Annotated in this window: 23 protein-coding genes and 1 pseudogene; 13 read left to right on the top strand and 11 right to left on the bottom strand. The window is 64.3% G+C overall.

Features of this window, described 5'->3' with window-relative positions; translation table 11 throughout:
- Positions 1–2 precede the first annotated feature (2 nt).
- Complete coding sequence (locus ABFA30_RS18765) at positions 3–896, top strand: ZIP family metal transporter (protein ID WP_253081375.1); 894 nt, start codon at positions 3–5, stop codon at positions 894–896.
- A 45-nt stretch (positions 897–941) separates the two neighbouring features.
- Here ABFA30_RS18765 and ABFA30_RS18760 read toward each other — a convergent pair.
- From ABFA30_RS18760 to ABFA30_RS18710, 11 genes and pseudogenes are all read right to left on the bottom strand, one after another.
- A pseudogene (locus tag ABFA30_RS18760) lies at positions 942–1,076 on the bottom strand (transcriptional regulator); the annotation flags it as partial.
- Between the two features lie 307 nt (positions 1,077–1,383).
- Entirely contained in the window at positions 1,384–1,656 is a 273-nt protein-coding gene (locus tag ABFA30_RS18755; protein ID WP_225787170.1) for an HPr family phosphocarrier protein, read from the bottom strand.
- 20 nt (positions 1,657–1,676) lie between these two features.
- A complete protein-coding gene (rapZ, locus tag ABFA30_RS18750; RefSeq protein ID WP_225787171.1) occupies positions 1,677–2,531 on the bottom strand; it encodes an RNase adapter RapZ in 855 nt (284 codons plus the stop codon).
- A gap of 2 nt (positions 2,532–2,533) precedes the next feature.
- Positions 2,534–2,998 carry a PTS IIA-like nitrogen regulatory protein PtsN gene (gene ptsN / locus ABFA30_RS18745; RefSeq protein WP_253090591.1) on the bottom strand — a complete coding sequence of 155 codons (465 nt, stop codon included), beginning with the start codon at positions 2,996–2,998 and terminating at the stop codon, positions 2,534–2,536.
- 12 nt (positions 2,999–3,010) lie between these two features.
- Positions 3,011–3,319: a ribosome hibernation-promoting factor, HPF/YfiA family gene (gene hpf, locus ABFA30_RS18740; protein ID WP_225787173.1), complete on the bottom strand. Its 309-nt coding sequence runs from the start codon at positions 3,317–3,319 to the stop codon at positions 3,011–3,013.
- Positions 3,320–3,396: 77 nt separating this feature from the next.
- Positions 3,397–4,890, bottom strand: coding sequence for an RNA polymerase factor sigma-54 (locus ABFA30_RS18735; RefSeq protein ID WP_225787174.1), 1,494 nt, complete (start codon positions 4,888–4,890; stop codon positions 3,397–3,399).
- Positions 4,891–5,066: 176 nt separating this feature from the next.
- Positions 5,067–5,792 carry an LPS export ABC transporter ATP-binding protein gene (gene lptB, locus ABFA30_RS18730; RefSeq protein WP_225787175.1) on the bottom strand — a complete coding sequence of 242 codons (726 nt, stop codon included), beginning with the start codon at positions 5,790–5,792 and terminating at the stop codon, positions 5,067–5,069.
- A 5-nt stretch (positions 5,793–5,797) separates the two neighbouring features.
- Positions 5,798–6,322 (bottom strand): lipopolysaccharide transport periplasmic protein LptA, encoded by a 525-nt coding sequence (gene lptA / locus ABFA30_RS18725; protein ID WP_225787176.1) that lies wholly within the window; start codon positions 6,320–6,322, stop codon positions 5,798–5,800.
- On the bottom strand, positions 6,309–6,881 hold the full coding sequence (gene lptC, locus ABFA30_RS18720; RefSeq protein WP_225787177.1) for an LPS export ABC transporter periplasmic protein LptC: 573 nt from the start codon (positions 6,879–6,881) through the stop codon (positions 6,309–6,311). The genes lptA and lptC overlap by 14 nt, the downstream gene beginning before the upstream one ends.
- 8 nt (positions 6,882–6,889) lie before the next feature.
- Positions 6,890–7,414, bottom strand: a complete 525-nt coding sequence (locus ABFA30_RS18715; RefSeq protein ID WP_225787178.1) for a KdsC family phosphatase — start codon at positions 7,412–7,414, stop codon at positions 6,890–6,892.
- 14 nt (positions 7,415–7,428) lie between these two features.
- Positions 7,429–8,403 carry a KpsF/GutQ family sugar-phosphate isomerase gene (locus ABFA30_RS18710; RefSeq protein ID WP_225787179.1) on the bottom strand — a complete coding sequence of 325 codons (975 nt, stop codon included), beginning with the start codon at positions 8,401–8,403 and terminating at the stop codon, positions 7,429–7,431.
- A gap of 244 nt (positions 8,404–8,647) precedes the next feature.
- Here ABFA30_RS18710 and ABFA30_RS18705 point away from each other — a divergent pair, with 244 nt between their 5' ends.
- The 12 genes from ABFA30_RS18705 (at position 8,648) to ABFA30_RS18650 (ending at position 18,703) form a co-directional block, all read left to right on the top strand.
- Positions 8,648–9,457, top strand: a complete 810-nt coding sequence (locus ABFA30_RS18705) for an ATP-binding cassette domain-containing protein (RefSeq protein ID WP_225787180.1) — start codon at positions 8,648–8,650, stop codon at positions 9,455–9,457.
- Positions 9,457–10,254 (top strand): lipid asymmetry maintenance ABC transporter permease subunit MlaE, encoded by a 798-nt coding sequence (gene mlaE, locus ABFA30_RS18700; protein WP_225787181.1) that lies wholly within the window; start codon positions 9,457–9,459, stop codon positions 10,252–10,254. The genes ABFA30_RS18705 and mlaE overlap by 1 nt, the downstream gene beginning before the upstream one ends.
- Positions 10,254–10,739 carry an outer membrane lipid asymmetry maintenance protein MlaD gene (mlaD, locus tag ABFA30_RS18695; RefSeq protein ID WP_225787182.1) on the top strand — a complete coding sequence of 162 codons (486 nt, stop codon included), beginning with the start codon at positions 10,254–10,256 and terminating at the stop codon, positions 10,737–10,739. The genes mlaE and mlaD overlap by 1 nt, the downstream gene beginning before the upstream one ends.
- Before the next feature lie 9 nt (positions 10,740–10,748).
- Positions 10,749–11,402: a phospholipid-binding protein MlaC gene (locus ABFA30_RS18690; protein ID WP_225787183.1), complete on the top strand. Its 654-nt coding sequence runs from the start codon at positions 10,749–10,751 to the stop codon at positions 11,400–11,402.
- Positions 11,399–11,701, top strand: a complete 303-nt coding sequence (locus ABFA30_RS18685; RefSeq protein ID WP_410045787.1) for a lipid asymmetry maintenance protein MlaB — start codon at positions 11,399–11,401, stop codon at positions 11,699–11,701. Before ABFA30_RS18690 ends, ABFA30_RS18685 begins: the two co-directional genes overlap by 4 nt.
- Before the next feature lie 118 nt (positions 11,702–11,819).
- On the top strand, positions 11,820–12,059 hold the full coding sequence (locus ABFA30_RS18680) for a BolA family protein (RefSeq protein ID WP_225787185.1): 240 nt from the start codon (positions 11,820–11,822) through the stop codon (positions 12,057–12,059).
- Positions 12,060–12,082: 23 nt separating this feature from the next.
- The gene (gene murA, locus ABFA30_RS18675) at positions 12,083–13,348 is read left to right on the top strand and encodes a UDP-N-acetylglucosamine 1-carboxyvinyltransferase (protein WP_225787186.1); all 1,266 of its coding nucleotides are present in this window, start codon (positions 12,083–12,085) and stop codon (positions 13,346–13,348) included.
- A gap of 90 nt (positions 13,349–13,438) precedes the next feature.
- On the top strand, positions 13,439–14,074 hold the full coding sequence (gene hisG / locus ABFA30_RS18670; protein ID WP_225787187.1) for an ATP phosphoribosyltransferase: 636 nt from the start codon (positions 13,439–13,441) through the stop codon (positions 14,072–14,074).
- Positions 14,075–14,200: 126 nt separating this feature from the next.
- Entirely contained in the window at positions 14,201–15,526 is a 1,326-nt protein-coding gene (gene hisD, locus ABFA30_RS18665) for a histidinol dehydrogenase (RefSeq protein ID WP_253081365.1), read from the top strand.
- Position 15,527: 1 nt separating this feature from the next.
- On the top strand, positions 15,528–16,574 hold the full coding sequence (hisC, locus tag ABFA30_RS18660) for a histidinol-phosphate transaminase (protein WP_225787189.1): 1,047 nt from the start codon (positions 15,528–15,530) through the stop codon (positions 16,572–16,574).
- Between the two features lie 187 nt (positions 16,575–16,761).
- On the top strand, positions 16,762–17,409 hold the full coding sequence (locus tag ABFA30_RS18655) for a FadR/GntR family transcriptional regulator (RefSeq protein ID WP_368815331.1): 648 nt from the start codon (positions 16,762–16,764) through the stop codon (positions 17,407–17,409).
- 13 nt (positions 17,410–17,422) lie between these two features.
- Positions 17,423–18,703, top strand: a complete 1,281-nt coding sequence (locus ABFA30_RS18650; protein ID WP_410045786.1) for a CynX/NimT family MFS transporter — start codon at positions 17,423–17,425, stop codon at positions 18,701–18,703.
- The last annotated feature ends 19 nt before the right edge of the window (positions 18,704–18,722 follow it).

Below are 18,722 nucleotides of genomic sequence, written 5' to 3'. Positions count from 1 at the left end.
GTATGCGCTCGGAGGTGATGTCTGTCAGCAGTGTGCGCCTGTTTCGGCTGGCGCTGGGCACCTTGCTGTTGTTGGTCGGCACTGCGTTGCTGGTGGCGCGCGGCATCGCCTGGCTGGACCTCGAGCCGCGCATGCTGCGCGCCCTCGAGGGCGGAGCGCTGTGTGCCTTGGGCACGGCGCTGGGCGCGGTGCCGGTACTGGTCATCCGCAACATGCCGGTGGCCCTGGCCGACACCCTGCTGGGCTTCGGCGCTGGGGTGATGCTGGCGGCCACGGCGTTTTCCCTGATCATCCCCGGGCTGGATGCGGCCCAGGCCATTGGCTTCAGCCCTTGGGGCGCCGGTGGGCTGATCAGCTTCGGCCTGTTGTTCGGTGCCCTGTGCCTGTTCCTGGTCGACCTCAAGGTGTCGGGCGCCTCGCCGGAGGCTTTGGTCGGTGGCGAGAACAAGCCGGTGATCGCCGCACGGATCTGGCTGTTCGTCATTGCCATCATCGCGCACAACATCCCGGAAGGTATGGCCATCGGTGTGTCGGCCGGCGGCGGCATGGCCGATGCCGACAGCCTGGCCATGGGTATCGCCCTGCAGGACGTACCCGAAGGCTTGGTGATCGCCCTGGTGCTGGCGGGGGCGGGGATGCCACGTTTCAAGGCGTTCCTGATCGGGGCCGCTTCCGGGTTGGTCGAGCCGCTGGCGGCGGTGGTGTGCGCCTGGCTGGTGAACATCGCCGAGCTACTGCTGCCACTGGGCCTGGCCTGCGCGGCGGGGGCCATGCTGTTGGTGGTGACCCAGGAGATCATCCCTGAGTCTCGCAGCAACGGCCATCATCGCTTGGCCAGCCTGGGGCTGTGCGTCGGCTTCTGCCTGATGATGGTGATGGATACGGCGATGTCGTGAGCATGGCGAAGGTGGGGAGTACCTTTTTTTGCTTATGCCGTTGGCTCAGGCATAGATCACTTCCACGCGTCCTTCACGACGTGTGCGCGGGGCGGCCTTGATGACAATTTGTATATCCCGCCCCAGGCGCGCCAGGCACTCGATCATCTTCGTTTCGCTGATGCCGCGGAATAGACGGCGCGATAGGTGTTGTTGCCATGATCTTCCACGACTTCGAGCCTGAGAAGCCTTTCAAGGCCTTCGTTTGCGGATGCCTGCCTCCCTCCTGCGCCAAGTGCGGGGCAAAACCGAAGACATCTTGGACATCGGCGGGGCGTTTCTGAATATCTTTCCTACTGCTGCCGACCCAATACAAAGGCTTGATTTGCTTGTGTGGTTCCATGGGATCGCCTTCAATCCATACCGATATAGGTAAGGCAATCGAACAGAACCTGCTCCTGACAATTGGCAGGAGATGTTGCGCAAAGGTTCGAGGGAATCCCGGGGGCTATTCGCCTTCGTCGAAGCGATTGTTGATCAGTGCCACCAATGCATCCATGGCCGCGTCATCCTGCTCGCCCTCGGTGTGCAGGTGGACCTGGGTACCCTTGCCAGCGGCGAGCATCATCACCGCCATGATGCTCTTGCCATCCACCAGCTTGTCCGGTGCGCGGCCCACCCTGATCTGGCAGGGGAAGCGCCCGGCCACGCCGACGAACTTGGCGGCCGCCCGGGCATGCAGACCCAGCTTGTTGATGATGGTGATTTCGCGGGCGGGCATCGTGGTGCGGGTCCTGTGGGCTAGAGGTCGCGGTGGCGGACCTGGACGTTTTTCAGGGATTGCTGCAACTGCTGGCCCAGCCGTTCGGTCAGGTACACCGAGCGGTGGTGACCACCGGTGCAGCCGATGGCGATGGTGACATAGGCGCGGTTGCTGGCGGCGAAGCGTGGCAGCCACTTGAGCAGGTAGCTGGAGATGTCCTGGAACATCTCCTCGACATCCGGCTGGGCGTCGAGGTAGTCGATCACTGGCTGCTCCAGGCCGGAGTGCTCACGCAGTTCCGGCTTCCAGTAGGGATTGGGCAGGCAGCGCACATCGAACACCAGGTCGGCATCCACAGGCATGCCGCGCTTGAAGCCGAAGGACTCGACCAGGAAGGCGGTACCGGGCTCAGGCTGGTTGAGCAGGCGCAGCTTGATCGAGTCGCGCAACTGGTAGAGGTTGAGGCTGGTGGTGTCGATCTTCAGGTCCGCCAGGTCGGCGATCGGGCCGAGCAGTTCGCTCTCGACGCGGATCGCCTCGGCCAGGGAACGATCGGCGTTGGTCAGCGGGTGGCGCCGGCGGGTCTCGGAGAAGCGCTTGAGCAGGGTCTCCTCGTCCGCATCCAGGTACAGCACGTCGCACTGGATATGCCGGGCACGCGCCTCCTCGAGCAATTCGGGGAATCGCGACAGATGGCTGGGCAGGTTGCGTGCATCGATGGAGACGGCGACCTTCGGTTGCAGCATCTCGGTATTGACCAGCGCATTTTCCGCCAATTGCGGCAACAACCCGGCAGGCAGGTTGTCGATGCAGTAGTAGCCGTTGTCTTCCAGCACGTCGAGGGCGGTACTCTTGCCGGAGCCGGACCGGCCGCTGACGATGATCAGGCGCATGTTCAGTGCTCGTTCTGTGCGTCCAGGACTACCTGGTACAGGGCCTCGCTGCTGTCGGCGGCACGCAGGCGATCGCGGACCTCCTTGCGATCGAGCATGCTGGCGATCTGGCGCAGCAGTTCAAGGTGGGCATCGGTGGCGGCTTCCGGTACCAGCAGGACGAACAGCAGGTCCACGGGAGCGCCGTCGATGGCGTCGTAGTCGATGGGGGCATCCAGGTGCAGCAGGGCGCTGACCGGTGCGGTGCAGCCTTCGAGCCGGCAGTGGGGAATGGCGATGCCATTGCCGAAACCGGTGGAGCCCAGCTTCTCGCGGGCGACCAGTTTCTCGAATACGTCTTCCATTTCCAGTTCGGCCACGTCCCTGGCGATCAGGGTGGCGATTTCCTGGAGCACACGCTTCTTGCTGCCGCCCGGCACGTTCACGAGGGAACGGCCGGGGGTCAGGATGGTTTCAAGTCGGATCATGGATGAGGGGGATCAGCGGGCGGCTGCACCTTGCAGCAGGCTTTGCTGTTTTTCCTTGTGTTTTTTCAGTTGGCGGTCGAGCTTGTCAGCCAGGGCGTCGATCGCTGCATACATGTCTTTGTCTTCGGCGTTTGCAACCACTTCGCCGCCGGGAATCTGCAGGGTCGCCTCGACCTTCTGCTGCAACTTCTCGACTGTCAGGATGACCTGCACGTTGGTGATCTTGTCGAAGTGGCCCTCCACGCGAGCGAGCTTCTCGAGTACGTACTCACGCAGCGGCTGGGTGACTTCTACATGGTGTCCACTGATGTTGACTTGCATACAGCTTCTCCTTTGTTGCCCGTGCATAAAGGGCAGGTATTGCACCTGCCACTGAAACGCTATGGCACAGCCAGGGGCTACATCAGTCGCTTGCGTTCGCTCGACGGTGCGATGCCGAGGGACTCACGATACTTGGCGACGGTGCGACGGGCTACCTGGATGCCTTGTGCCTCCAGTAAACCAGCGATCTTGCTGTCACTCAATGGCTTTTTCTGATTTTCCGCCGCAACCAGTTTCTTGATGATCGCACGGATCGCCGTGGACGAGCATTCGCCGCCTTCGGCGGTGCTCACATGGCTCGAGAAAAAGTATTTCAGTTCGTAGATGCCACGGGGCGTGTGCATGTATTTCTGCGTCGTGACCCGGGAAATGGTCGATTCGTGCATGCCCACCGCCTCGGCGATGTCGTGCAGGACCAGCGGCTTCATCGCCTCGTCGCCATGGTCGAGGAAGCCACGCTGGTGCTCGACGATCTGGGTGGCGACCTTCATCAGCGTCTCGTTGCGGCTCTGCAGGCTCTTGATGAACCAGCGCGCCTCCTGCAACTGGTTGCGCATGAAGGTGTTGTCGGCGCTGGTGTCGGCGCGGCGGACGAACCCGGCATACTGTGGATTGACCCGCAGGCGCGGGATCGCTTCCTGGTTCAGTTCCACCAGCCAGCGGTCGTTGTCCTTGCGCACGATGACATCGGGGACCACGTACTCCGGCTCGCTCGACTCGATCTGCGAGCCCGGGCGCGGATTGAGGCTCTGCACCAGCTCGATGACCTGGCGCAGTTCGTCTTCCTTGAGCTTCATGCGGCGCATCAGCTGGCTGTAGTCGCGGCTGCCGAGCAGGTCGATGAAGTCGGTGACCAGGCGCTGGGCTTCGGCCATCCACGGCGTGCTGGCTGGCAGTTGGCGCAGTTGCAGCAGCAGGCATTCGCCCAGGTTGCGTGCGCCGATGCCGGCGGGCTCGAATTGCTGGATACGGTGCAGCACCGCCTCGACTTCATCCAGCTCGATATCCAGCTCTGGCTCGAAGCCGGCGCAGATTTCCTCGAGGCTGTCTTCCAGGTAGCCCTGGCCGTTGATGCTGTCGATGAGGGTGACGGCGATCAGGCGGTCGGTGTCGGACATCGGCGCCAGGTTCAGTTGCCACAGCAGGTGGCTTTGCAGGCTCTCGCCGATCGACGTGCGGGTGGTGAAGTCCCACTCGTCGTCATCGCTGCTGGGCAGGCTGCTGGCGCTGGTCTGGTAGATGTCCTCCCAGGCCGTGTCCACCGGCAGCTCGTTGGGGATGCGCTCGTTCCATTCGCCATCCTCCAGGTTGTCGGCACTGGCCGTGCTTTCCTGGAAACTGCTGTCCTGGGGTTCGCTGGCCGGTTTGCTCTCGGCGTTGTCGGCCATCGGGTCGCTGTTGTCGAAGTCGTCGCCGTCTTCCTGACGTTCGAGCATCGGGTTGGACTCCAGCGCTTCCTGGATTTCCTGCTGAAGGTCCAGGGTGGAGAGCTGAAGCAGACGGATAGCCTGTTGCAACTGCGGGGTCATCGTCAGTTGCTGGCCCATTTTTAGGACGAGCGATGGTTTCATGGCAGGGGCTAAATACCTTGTTCGCCGGCGCACATGCGCCATCCACTACAGAGAGGGCGCCGGGGCGCCAACTTCAAGCAAGTTTTATGCCTTAAATTGTAGCGTTTGCCTAGAGCACTGTATCACTTAAGCCCTTCTCGGGCGCCTGTGCCAGTGCTCCGGGCAGACTCCTAGCGTTAGAGCCGGAACTCGTGGCCCAGGTAAACCTCCTTGACCAGGTCGTTGGCCAGGATGGTCTCGGCGTCGCCTTCGGCGATCAGCTGGCCATCATTGACGATGTAGGCGGTTTCGCAGATATCAAGGGTTTCGCGCACGTTGTGGTCGGTGATCAGCACGCCGATGCCCTTGGCCTTGAGGTGGTGGATGATCTGCTTGATATCGCCTACGGAAATCGGGTCGACACCGGCGAAGGGTTCGTCCAGCAGGATGAACTTCGGCGCGGTGGCCAACGCACGGGCGATCTCGACACGGCGGCGTTCGCCACCGGAGAGGCTCATGCCGAGGTTGTCGCGGATGTGGCTGATGTGGAACTCCTGCAGCAGGCTTTCCAGTTCCTTGCGTCGGCCGTCACGGTCCAGATCCTTGCGGGTCTCGAGGATGGCCATGATGTTGTCGGCCACCGACAGTTTGCGAAAGATCGAGGCTTCCTGCGGCAGGTAGCCGATACCGGCACGGGCGCGGCCGTGCATGGGCTGGTGACTGACGTCGAGGCTGTCGATCAGCACGCGGCCCTGGTCGGCCTGGACCAGCCCGACGATCATGTAGAAGCAGGTGGTCTTGCCGGCGCCATTGGGACCGAGCAGGCCGACGATCTGGCCGCTGTCGATCGACAGGCTGACGTCGCGGACGACCTGGCGGCCCTTGTAGCTCTTGGCCAGGTGCTGGGCTTTGAGGGTTGCCATCTGATTTACTCGGCCTTCTTCTTCGGCTGGATCACCATGTCGATGCGCTGACGCGGCGAGGTCACGTTGCCACCGCGACCGGCGGTAGCCACCTGGGTCTTGGTGTTGTAGACGATCTTCTCGCCCTCGGTGGTGTTGCCTTCGTTCTCGACCTTGGCGCGGTCGGTGAGGATCACCATGTCCTTCAGCGCCTGGTACTGGATGGTCACGGCCCAGCCCTTCATCTTGTCGGGCTTGGCGGCGCTCTGCTGCTGCTCGAAGTAGGCCAGGTTGCCCACCGAGGTGACCACGTCGATATCGCCGGAGGCGGCGCGGGTGATGGTCACGGTATTGCCTTTGATCATCATCGAGCCCTGGGTGATGATCACGTCGCCGGTGTAGGTGGCAACGCCCTGCTTGTCATCCAGGTGGGCGTTGTCGGCCTGGATGCGGATGGGCTGGTCACGGTCGTTCGGCAGGGCCAAGGCGCTCGCGCTTCCCAGTGCCGCGCCCAGGCTGAGCAGAAGGGGGAGGGTTTTAACGAGCCTCATACTGTCCTCTTACGTTGGACAGCAGGTCCATCCTGCCGTCTTTCAGATACGCTTTCATTCCTTTGCCCGTGGTCGTGCCACCGGCGCCGTCGATTCTAACGGCTTGCTCGGTCTGCGCATATTGCTTCTGCGGGAACACGGTCATGCGGGTAGTGGTGATGATGGTATCGCGTTGTTTCGCGTCGGTACGGGCAACGCGGACCTTGTCGATCAGCTCGACCTCGCTACCGTCCGGGTTGACCTCGGCGCGTTCACTCTGTACGTGCCAGGGATACGGGGTGCCCCGATACAGGTGCAGGTCGGGCTTGGTCACCAGGGTCACTTCGCTGGCCTTCAGGTGCTCGACCTTGTCGGCGGTCATTTCGTACTGCAGCTTGCCGTCGGGCAGGAACTGCACGCTGTGGGCGTTGATCGCGTAGTAGTCGATGGCGCTCTGGTCGACCTGGGCCACTGGCCTGTCGAGGAAGCTCTCGGGGCTGATGTTCCAGTAGCCGACCGCCACCAGCAGGGCGGCGATCGCACCGAACAGCGCGATGTTTCGGGCTTTCTTGCTGAGCATGTACGGCCTTACAGGTAGTTGGCGTTGGCAGCGTCCAGGGTTCCCTGGGCCTGCATGATCAGTTCGCAGAACTCGCGGGCGGCGCCTTCGCCGCCACGTGCCTGGGTCACGCCATGGGCGTGCTGGCGCACGAACGGCGCGGCATTGGCTACTGCCATGCCCAGGCCGACCCGGCGGATCACCGGCAGGTCGGGCAGGTCGTCGCCCAAGTAGGCAACCTGTTCATAGCTTAGGCCCAGTTCCGCCAGCAGGCCGTCGAGTACCACCAGTTTGTCCTCGCGGCCTTGGAACAGGTGCGGGATACCCAGGTTCCTGGCCCGGCGTTCGACCACCGGGGTCTTGCGCCCGCTGATGATCGCCGTGGTCACGCCCGAGGCCATCAGCATCTTGATGCCATGGCCGTCGAGGGTATTGAAGGTCTTGAATTCGCTGCCGTCCTCGAGGAAGTACAGGCGGCCATCGGTAAGCACGCCATCGACGTCGAACACCGCCAGCTTGATCGCCTTGCCGCGTTGCATCAGGTCCTGGTTCATCGCGTCGCTCCCCATCACATCACCCCCGCGCGCAGCAAGTCATGCATGTTCAGGGCGCCGACCGGGCGGTCGTCCTGGTCGACCACCACGAGTGCGTTGATCTTGTGGTCTTCCATGATCTTCAGGGCTTCGGCGGCCAGCATCTCGGCGCGGGCAGTCTTGCCGTGGACGGTCATCACCTGGTCGATCGGGGTCTTGTGCACGTCGATGTTGCGATCCAGGCTGCGGCGCAGGTCGCCGTCGGTGAAGATACCGGCCAGCTTGCCGTCGTTTTCCAAGACGACGGTCATGCCTAAACCTTTACGAGACATTTCAAGGAGTGCGTCCTTGAGCAGGGTGCCGCGCTTCACTTGGGGCAGTTCGTCGTCCGCATGCATGACGTTTTCCACTTTCAGCAACAGGCGGCGGCCAAGTGCGCCGCCCGGGTGCGAGAAAGCGAAGTCCTCGGCGGTGAAGCCGCGCGCCTCGAGCAGGGCGATGGCCAGGGCGTCGCCCAGGGCCAGGGCTGCGGTGGTGGACGAGGTGGGCGCCAGGTTCAATGGGCAGGCCTCCTGGGCGACGCGGGCATCGAGGTTGACCTCGGCGGCCTGGGCCAGGGGCGAATCCGGGTTGCCGGTGAGGCTGATCATCTGGATGCCCAGGCGCTTGATCAGCGGCAGCAGGGTGACGATCTCGGCGGTGCTGCCTGAGTTGGACAGGGCCAGGATGACGTCGTCGCGGGTGATCATGCCCATGTCGCCGTGGCTGGCTTCGGCCGGGTGCACGAAGAAGGCCGGGGTGCCGGTGCTGGCGAGGGTTGCGGCGATCTTGTTGCCGATGTGGCCCGATTTGCCCATGCCGAGCACGATGACCCGGCCCTTGCTGGCCAAGATCAACTCGCAAGCCTTGACGAAATTATCGTCGATGCGGGCCAGCAGGGCCTCCACGGCCTCGACTTCCAGGCGCAGGGTGCGCTGGGCGGATTGGATCAGCTCGCTGGATTGGCTCATGTCGAAAAACGATGCCTGATGAAAAGGCGCCGATTATAGCTGCAATGTGTGAAAGGCTCATCCTTCGATTGCCGGACGGAGGTCGCGCGAGCCTGTCGCTGGCCTGAACGACTCGGGCGATGGCCTTGGGGCGGGCCTGCCGCGATGCTATAGTTCGCCGCTATTCGGCCCGCCAAGGGGCGCGTGTGCCTTCACGATGAAGGTGGGCGTCCATGGAGACGAGGCTGCATCGCAAGGAGTCTAGATGAGTGTGGATAGCGCCTACGCGGTCGAGTTGAAGGGCGTCACCTTCAAGCGCGGTTCGCGCAGCATTTTCAGCAATGTCGACATCCGCATCCCCCGCGGCAAGGTCACCGGCATCATGGGGCCTTCCGGGTGCGGCAAGACGACCCTGCTGCGCCTGATGGGCGCGCAGTTGCGCCCGTCCAGCGGCGAGGTGTGGGTCGCTGGGCAGAACTTGCCGACCCTGTCGCGGGGCGACCTGTTCGACGCGCGCAAGCAGATGGGCGTGCTGTTCCAGAGCGGCGCGCTGTTTACCGATCTTGACGTGTTCGAGAACGTCGCCTTCCCGTTGCGGGTGCACACCCAGTTGTCGGACGAGATGATCCGCGACATCGTCCTGATGAAGCTGCAGGCCGTGGGCCTGCGCGGGGCCATCGACCTGATGCCGGACGAGCTGTCCGGCGGCATGAAGCGCCGGGTCGCGCTGGCCCGGGCGATCGCCCTCGACCCGCAGATCCTCATGTACGACGAGCCGTTCGTCGGCCAGGACCCGATCGCCATGGGCGTGCTGGTGCGCCTGATCCGCCTGCTCAACGATGCCCTGGGCATCACCAGCATCGTGGTTTCCCACGACCTGGCCGAGACTGCCAGCATCGCCGACTACATCTATGTGGTCGGTGACGGCCAGGTGCTGGGGCAGGGTACGCCTGACGAACTGATGGGCTCGGACAACCCGCGTATCCGCCAGTTCATGAAGGGCGATCCGGACGGTCCGGTGCCATTCCACTTTCCCGCGCCTGATTACCGCGCCGATCTGCTGGGGGCGCATTGATGCGCAGACGATCCTTACTCGAACGTATCCGTCTTCTCGGTCGCTCGGCCATCGACGTGCTGGCCGTGCTGGGGCGTTCCTGCCTGTTCCTGTTCCATGCGCTGGTTGGGCGCGGCGGCATCGGCGGCAGCTTCCAGCTGCTGGTCAAGCAGCTGTATTCGGTTGGCGTGCTGTCGCTGGCGATCATCGTGGTCTCTGGCCTGTTCATCGGCATGGTGCTGGCCCTGCAGGGCTACAGCATCCTGACCAAGTACGGTTCCGAGCAGGCGGTGGGGCAGATGGTCGCCCTGACCCTGCTGCGCGAACTCGGCCCGGTGGTCACCGCCTTGCTGTTCGCCGGGCGCGCGGGCTCGGCACTGACCGCCGAGATCGGCAACATGAAATCCACCGAGCAACTGTCGAGCCTGGAGATGATCGGGGTCGACCCGCTCAAGTACATCGTTGCCCCGCGCCTGTGGGCAGGCTTCATCTCGCTGCCGATGCTGGCGCTGATCTTCAGCGTGGTCGGCATCTGGGGCGGGTCCTGGGTGGCAGTGGACTGGCTGGGCGTGTACGAAGGCTCGTTCTGGGCCAACATGCAGAACAGCGTTTCCTTTACCGACGACGTGCTCAATGGGCTGATCAAGAGCCTGGTGTTCGCCTTCGTCGTCACCTGGATCGCCGTGTTCCAGGGGTATGACTGCGAGCCCACCTCAGAAGGGATCAGCCGTGCCACCACCAAGACCGTGGTCTACGCCTCGTTGGCGGTCCTGGGTCTGGACTTTATTCTGACCGCCTTGATGTTTGGAGATTTCTGATGCAAAACCGCACCCTGGAAATCGGTGTCGGCCTGTTCCTTCTGGCCGGGATCCTGGCGTTGCTGCTGCTGGCCCTGCGTGTCAGCGGGCTGTCCGCCAGCCCGAGCAGCGACACGTACAAAGTTTATGCGTACTTCGACAATATCGCCGGTTTGACTGTCAGAGCAAAGGTGACCATGGCCGGCGTGACCATCGGCAAGGTCACGGCCATCGATCTGGACCGTGATTCCTACACCGGTCGGGTGACCCTGCAGCTGGACAAGCACGTCGACAACCTGCCGACCGACTCCACTGCCTCGATCCTGACCGCCGGGTTGCTCGGCGAGAAATACATCGGCATCAGCGTGGGCGGCGAGGACGAGGTGCTCAAGGACGGTAGCACCATCCACGACACCCAGTCGGCCCTGGTGCTGGAAGATCTGATTGGCAAGTTCCTGCTCAACTCCGTTGGCAAGGAACCGAAAGAAGCCCAACCAGCTAATTGAGGAGTTTTCATGATTTCGATCCTGCGACGTGGCCTGCTGGTCCTGCTGGCGGCCTTCCCCCTGATGGCCCTGGCGGCGCCGGGGCAATCCGCCCGTGATGTGATCCAGGGCACCACCAACGAACTGCTGGCCGACCTCAAGGCCAACAAGGAACAGTACAAGACCAGTCCGCAAGCGTTCTACGATGCGCTCAACCGCGTGCTCGGCCCGGTGGTCGACGCCGATGGCATTTCCAAGAGCATCATGACCGTCAAGTACTCGCGCAAGGCGACGCCTGCGCAGATGCAGCGCTTCCAGGAGAACTTCAAGCGCAGCCTGATGCAGTTCTATGGCAATGCCCTGCTGGAGTACAACAACCAGGGCATCACCGTCGACCCGGCCAAGGGCGAGGAAGGCGATCGCACCAGCGTCGGCATGAAGGTCACCGGCAACAACGGCGCGGTCTACCCGGTCCAGTACACCATGGTCAAGCTGGGCGGCGAGTGGAAGGTGCGCAACGTCATCGTCAACGGCATCAACATCGGCAAACTGTTCCGCGACCAGTTCGCCGACGCCATGCAGCGCAACGGCAACGACCTGGACAAGACCATCGACGGCTGGGCCGGCGAGGTGGCCAAGGCCAAGGAAACCGCCGACAAGTCGCCAGACAAGGAAGTGCAATGAGCGAAGCCGGCGTGAGCATGGCCGAGCCGGGCGTCCTGCGCCTGGCCGGCGTGCTGGACTACCGCAGCGGCCCGACCCTGCGCAAGAAAGGCAAGGCGTTGATCGCCGCCTGTCGCGAGCCGCGCCTGGTGCTGGATTGCTCGGCGGTGGTGAAGTCCTCCAGTGTCGGCCTTTCCCTGCTGCTGGCGTTCATGCGTGACGCCCAGGCGGCGGGCAAGGGTTGGGAAGTGCGCGAGATGCCCGACGCCATGCGGGAAATCGCCGAGGTGTATGACCTCGATGAAGTGCTGGCGGGCTGATGGCTCGCCTTCAATGGATGGCCCCTCGGTCAGCACGCCCGTCCATGGGCTTCGCAGGCGAGGGGCTTTTTTGTATGATGGCCGACCCGCGCGCACAGGGCGCCGATTGAGGTTGAGCATGCAGGCCGTAGAAGTTAAGAACTTCCTTGAAGAGAAATTGCCGGGAACCCGGGTCGAAGTTGAGGGCGAAGGCTGCAACTTCCAGTTGAACGTGATCAGCGACGAGTTGGCCGGCCAGAGCCCGGTCAAGCGCCAGCAGGCGATCTATGCTCACCTGAACCCGTGGATCGCCGATGGCAGCATCCATGCGGTAACCATGAAATTTTTCAGCAGCGCAGCCTGGGCTGAGCGCACCTGAGCCAACTTGGCGGCGAGACTCCAATGGACAAACTGATTATCACTGGCGGCGCCCGCCTCGACGGCGAGATCCGCATTTCCGGGGCGAAGAACGCCGCCCTGCCGATCCTCTCGGCCACCTTGCTGGCCGACGGTCCGGTCACCGTGGGCAACCTGCCGCACCTGCACGACATCACCACCATGATCGAGCTGTTCGGCCGCATGGGCATCGAGCCTGTGATCGACGAGAAGCTGGCGGTGGAGATCGACCCGCGCACCATCAAGACCCTGGTCGCCCCCTACGAGCTGGTCAAGACCATGCGTGCCTCGATCCTCGTGCTCGGCCCGATGGTCGCCCGCTTCGGCAAGGCCGAAGTGGCCCTGCCGGGCGGCTGCGCCATCGGTTCGCGTCCGGTCGACCTGCACATTCGCGGCCTGGAGGCCATGGGCGCGAAGATCGAGGTCGAGGGCGGCTACATCAAGGCCCAGGCACCTGAGGGCGGCCTGCGTGGCGCGCACTTCTTCTTCGATACCGTCAGCGTGACCGGTACCGAGAACATCATGATGGCCGCGGCGCTCGCCAAGGGCCGCAGCGTGCTGCAGAACGCCGCCCGTGAGCCGGAGGTGGTCGACCTGGCCAACTTCCTGATCGCCATGGGCGCCAAGATCCAAGGCGCAGGCACCGACACCATCACCATCGATGGCGTCGAGCGCCTGCACTCGGCCAACTACCGCGTGATGCCCGACCGGATCGAGACCGGCACCTACCTGGTCGCCGCCGCCGTGACCGGTGGCCGCGTCAAGCTCAAGGACACCGATCCGACCATCCTCGAGGCGGTGCTGGAGAAGCTCAAGGAAGCCGGCGCCGAGATCACCACTGGCGAAGACTGGATCGAGCTGGACATGCACGGCAAGCGGCCCAAGGCCGTCAACCTGCGCACCGCCCCGTATCCGGCGTTCCCGACCGACATGCAGGCGCAGTTCATCTCGCTCAACGCCATCGCCGAAGGCACGGGCGCGGTGATCGAGACCATCTTCGAGAACCGCTTCATGCACGTCTACGAGATGCACCGCATGGGCGCGCAGATCCAGGTCGAAGGCAACACCGCCATCGTCACCGGGGTCAAGGCGCTCAAGGGCGCACCGGTCATGGCCACTGACCTGCGGGCCTCGGCCAGCCTGGTGCTGTCGGCCCTGGTGGCTGAAGGCGACACCCTGATCGATCGCATCTACCACATCGACCGTGGTTACGAGTGCATCGAGGAAAAACTGCAGATGCTGGGCGCGAAGATCCGTCGCGTACCGGGCTAGTCTGTGATTGGCGCAGGGACGCGCCAGCCGAATCGTATGCGGTCGGGCGCGTGCCCGGCCGGCAGTAGACGCTTAAGGACCGACGCTCCAATGTTGACCATCGCGCTATCCAAGGGCCGCATCCTCGACGACACCCTGCCGCTGCTGGCAGAGGCCGGCATCGTGCCGACCGAGAATCCGGACAAGAGCCGCAAGCTGATCATCCCCACGACCCAGGAAGACGTGCGCCTGTTGATCGTGCGTGCCACCGACGTGCCGACCTATGTCGAGCATGGCGCCGCCGACCTGGGTGTGGCCGGCAAGGACGTGCTCATGGAGTACGGTGGCCAGGGCCTGTACGAGCCCCTGGACCTGCAGATCGCCCGTTGCAAGCTGATGACCGCCGGTGCGGTGGGAGCACCGGAGCCCAAGGGCCGCCTGCGCGTGGCCACCAAGTTCGTCAATGTCGCCAAGCGCTATTACGCCGAGCAGGGCCGCCAGGTCGACATCATCAAGCTCTACGGCTCCATGGAGCTGGCGCCGTTGATCGGCCTGGCCGACAAGATCATCGACGTGGTCGACACCGGCAACACCTTGCGCGCCAATGGCCTGGAGCCCCAGGAACTGATCGCCACCATCAGCTCGCGCCTGGTGGTCAACAAGGCCTCCATGAAGATGCAGCACGCGCGCATCCAGAGCCTGATCGATACCCTGCGCCAGGCTGTCGAATCGCGACACCGCGGCTGACCTCTGCGCGCGACCTTCGCTGTCGCGCCCATCTATCCGCGTCATAGCCAATTTTCTCGGGTGCCCGCGCGGATGGACTGGTAGCCTAGGGCGCCTGAGCATTCGCTAATCATCGAGGCCCTCGCCATGACCGTGTCCACTGCAATTGCCCGTCTCAACGCTGCTGATCCGGATTTCGCCCGACATCTGGATCATCTGCTGAGCTGGGAAAGTGTGTCCGATGACGCGGTCAACCAGCGCGTGCTCGACATCATCAAGGCCGTGCGCGAGCGTGGCGACGAAGCCCTGGTGGCGTTCACCCAGCGTTTCGACGGCGTCGACGCCAAAAGCATCGATGACCTGATCCTGGGCCGCGAGCGCCTGGAACTGGCCCTGACCCGCATCACCCCGGCCCAGCGCGAAGCCCTGGAGAAGGCCGCCAGCCGTGTGCGCATGTACCACGAGCGGCAGAAGCAGGACTCCTGGCAGTACACCGAAGCCGACGGCACCGTACTCGGCCAGAAGGTCACCCCGCTGGACCGCGCCGGCCTGTACGTGCCCGGCGGCAAGGCGTCGTACCCCTCGTCGGTGCTGATGAACGCCATCCCGGCCAAGGTCGCCGGGGTTTCCGAGGTGGTGATGGTGGTGCCGACCCCGCGCGGCGAGGTCAATGAACTGGTGCTGGCCGCCGCCTGTATCGCCGGTGTCGACCGGGTGTTCACCGTCGGTGGTGCCCAGGCCGTCGCGGCCCTGGCCTACGGCACCGAAAGCGTGCCCCAGGTGGACAAGATCGTCGGCCCGGGCAACATCTACGTGGCCACCGCCAAGCGCCACGTGTTCGGTCAGGTCGGCATCGACATGATCGCCGGTCCGTCGGAAATCCTCGTGGTGTGCGACGGCCAGACCGATCCGGACTGGATCGCCATGGACCTGTTCTCCCAGGCCGAGCACGACGAAGATGCCCAGGCCATCCTGGTCAGCCCGGATGCCGCCTTCCTCGATCGCGTCGCCGCCAGCATCGACAAGCTGCTGCCGACCATGGAGCGTGCCGAGATCATCGAGAAGTCGATCAATGGCCGTGGTGCGCTGATCCAGGTGCGCGACATGCAGCAGGCCATGGACGTGGCCAACCGCATCGCGCCCGAGCACCTGGAGCTGTCGGTGGCCGATCCGCAGGCCTGGCTGCCGCACATCCGCCACGCCGGCGCGATCTTCATGGGCCGCCACACCAGCGAAGCGCTGGGTGACTACTGCGCAGGCCCCAACCACGTCTTGCCGACTTCCGGCACCGCGCGCTTTTCTTCGCCGCTGGGGGTGTACGACTTCCAGAAGCGTTCGTCGATCATCTTCTGCTCCGAGCAGGGCGCGTCCGAGCTGGGCCACACCGCTTCGGTCCTGGCCCGTGGCGAATCGCTGACCGCCCACGCCCGCAGCGCCGAATACCGCATCCTCACCGAGAACGAGGGGAACTAACATGAGCCGATTCTGGAGCCCCTTCGTCAAGGACCTGGTGCCCTACGTGCCGGGCGAGCAGCCGAAGCTGACCCGCCTGGTCAAGCTCAATACCAACGAGAACCCCTATGGCCCGTCGCCCAAGGCGCTGGAGGCCATGCGCGACGAGTTGAACGATAACCTGCGCCTGTACCCGGACCCGAACGGCGACCGCCTCAAGCAGGCGGTCGCCGACTACTATGGCGTCACGCCACAGCAGGTGTTCGTCGGCAATGGTTCGGACGAAGTGCTGGCGCACATCTTCCACGGCCTGTTCCAACACGATGCGCCGCTGCTGTTCCCGGACATCAGCTACAGCTTCTACCCGGTCTACTGTGGCCTGTACGGCATTCCGTTCGAACAGGTGGCGCTGGATGAGCAGTTTCAGATCCGGATCGAGGACTACCGCAAGCCCAACGCCGGGATCATCTTCCCCAACCCCAACGCGCCCACCGGCTGCCTGCTGCCGCTGGAGGCGATCGAGCGCTTGCTCGAGGCCAACCGCGACTCGGTGGTGGTGGTGGACGAGGCCTACATCGACTTTGGCGGCCAGACCGCCATCAGCCTGGTGGACCGCTACGACAACCTGCTGGTGACCCAGACCCTGTCCAAGTCGCGCTCCCTGGCGGGGCTGCGGGTTGGCCTGGCGGTCGGTCACCCAGCGTTGATCGAGGCGCTGGAGCGGATCAAGAACAGCTTCAACTCCTACCCGCTGGACCGCATGGCGATCGTCGGCGCGGCGGCGGCGTTCGAGGACCGGGCGTACTTCGAACAGACCTGCCGCCAGGTGATCGACAGCCGCGAGGCGCTGGTCGAGCAACTGGTTGCGCGAGGTTTCCAAGTGCTGCCGTCGGCGGCCAACTTCATCTTCGCCCGCCATCCACAGCAGGATGCCGCTGGGCTGGCGGCACGCTTGCGTGAGCAGGGGGTGATCGTGCGGCACTTCAAGCAGGCGCGTATCGCCCAGTTCCTGCGGATCACCATCGGTACGCCGGAGCAGAACCAGGCGCTGCTCGATGCGCTGAACTGACTCGGCCGTAGCGGCCTCTTCGCGGTCAAGCCCGCTCTCACGGGGAGCGGTGCTGATCGCAAGGCCATTTGGGGCTGCTTTGCAGCCGATATCGTTTCGGCGCTGTGAAAAACCAACCTTGCCCCTGCGGTATTCCAGGGTTATCGTTCACTTTTTCGCAAAAATCATCCGATGACTGGATGTCCCCATGACTCCGTTAATCAAACGCTCCCTGGTCGAGCAAGCCGTAGACCAACTGCGCAACCGCATCACCAGCGGCACCTGGGCCATCGGCCAGCGCCTGCCGACCGAGCCCGAACTGGCCCTGGAGCTGGGCATCAGCCGCAACACCGTGCGTGAGGCCATGCGGGTGCTGGCCTTCAGTGGCCTGGTGGAAATCCGCCAGGGCGACGGCAGCTACCTGCGTACCGCCCAGGACCCGCTCCAGGCGGTCCAGGCCATGTCCCGCTGCACCCCCGAGCAGGCCCGCGAAACCCGCCACATCCTCGAAGCCGAGGCGATCGGGCTGGCCGCCCTGCGTCGCACCGAGGACGACCTGGCCCGCCTGCGCGAGGCGCTTGCCGATAGCGCGGCGCATTTCCATGGTGATGTCGAGGCCTACGTCACCTGTGACCTGGTCTTCCACCAGCGCCTGGTGGACGCCGCCCACAACCCCGCCCTGAGCGAGTTGTACCGCTATTTCTCCGGCGTGGTGGCGGCGGCGCTGCAGCTCAACATGAGCACTGCCCCCCGTTGCCAGAAGGTTTTCGACCTGCATGGGCAGATTCTCGACGCCATCGAGCAGCGCGACGCGGAGCGGGCCAAGCGCCTGAGCCGCACCCTCATCGAATCCTGAAAGCGAGACTCCCATGGCTGAACAATTGACCCGCCACACCGCCCCCCGCGAGGCGGAGCTCGATGAACTGCTCATCGATGCCGAAGCCGACGACGAGCAGGTCCAGCAGCAACCGGTGCTCCTGCAGCGGCCCTGGTTGTTGCTGCTGGGCCTGGTACTGGTGGCGCTGAACCTGCGTCCGGCGCTGTCGAGCATGGCGCCGGTGCTGGGCCAGGTCAGCGAGGGGCTGGGACTGAATGCTTCCCAGGCCGGCTTGCTGATCACCTTGCCGGTGCTCTGCCTGGGGCTGTTCGCGCCATTGGCGCCGGTCCTGGCGCGGCGTTTCGGCAGCGAGCGGGTGATCCTCGGCATTCTCCTGACCCTGGCCCTGGGCATCCTGGTGCGCAGTGCCCTGGGGACGGCTGGGGTGTTCATCGGCAGCCTGATGGCGGGGGCCAGCATCGGCATCATCGGCGTCTTGCTGCCAGGCATCGTCAAGCGCGACTTCCCACAGCATGCGGGGACCCTCACTGGCGTCTACACCATGGCCCTGTGCCTCGGTGCCGCGATGGCCGCCGGCGCGACCGTACCGCTGGCCCAGCGCTTCGACGACAGCTGGGCGATGGGCCTGGGTTTCTGGCTGGTGCCGGCATTGCTGGCGATGCTCGTGTGGTTGCCCCAGGCGCGCCAGGGGCATGGCCTGCACAAGGTGGCCTACCGGGTGCGCGGTCTGTGGCGCGACCCGCTGGCCTGGCAGGTGACGTTGTACATGGGCCTGCAATCTTCGCTGGCCTACATCGTCTTCGGCTGGCTGCCATCGATCCTCATTGGCCGCGGCCTGAGCCCGACCGAGGCAGGCCTGGTGCTGTCCGGCTCGGTGATCGTGCAACTGGTCAGTTCGCTCAGTGCGCCCTGGCTGGCGACCCGTGGCAAGGACCAGCGCCTGGCCATCGTGATCGTCATGCTGGTCACCCTGGCCGGGTTGTTCGGCTGCCTGTATGCGCCGCTTTCCGGCCTGTGGGGCTGGGCGGTCCTGCTGGGCCTGGGGCAGGGCGGTACCTTCGCCCTGGCCCTGACCCTGATCGTGTTGCGTTCCAAGGATGCTCATGTGGCCGCCAACCTCTCGAGCATGGCCCAGGGCGTGGGCTACACCCTGGCCTCCATGGGGCCTTTCGCCGTGGGGCTGGTGCATGACCTGACCGGTGGCTGGGCTGCGGTGGGCTGGATCTTCGCGGTGCTGGGCGTGGGCGCCATCGTGTTCGGCCTTGGTGCCGGGCGGGCGCTGCATGTGCAGGTGGAGAGCGAACGGGTTTGAGGCCTGCACAAATGGCGCG

This window comes from Pseudomonas sp. HLMP, assembly GCF_046365545.1.
GTDB classification, from domain to species: domain Bacteria; phylum Pseudomonadota; class Gammaproteobacteria; order Pseudomonadales; family Pseudomonadaceae; genus Aquipseudomonas; species Aquipseudomonas guariconensis_B.
Note: the sequence above shows the minus strand (reverse complement) of the source record. Positions and strands in the feature narration are given on the sequence as shown.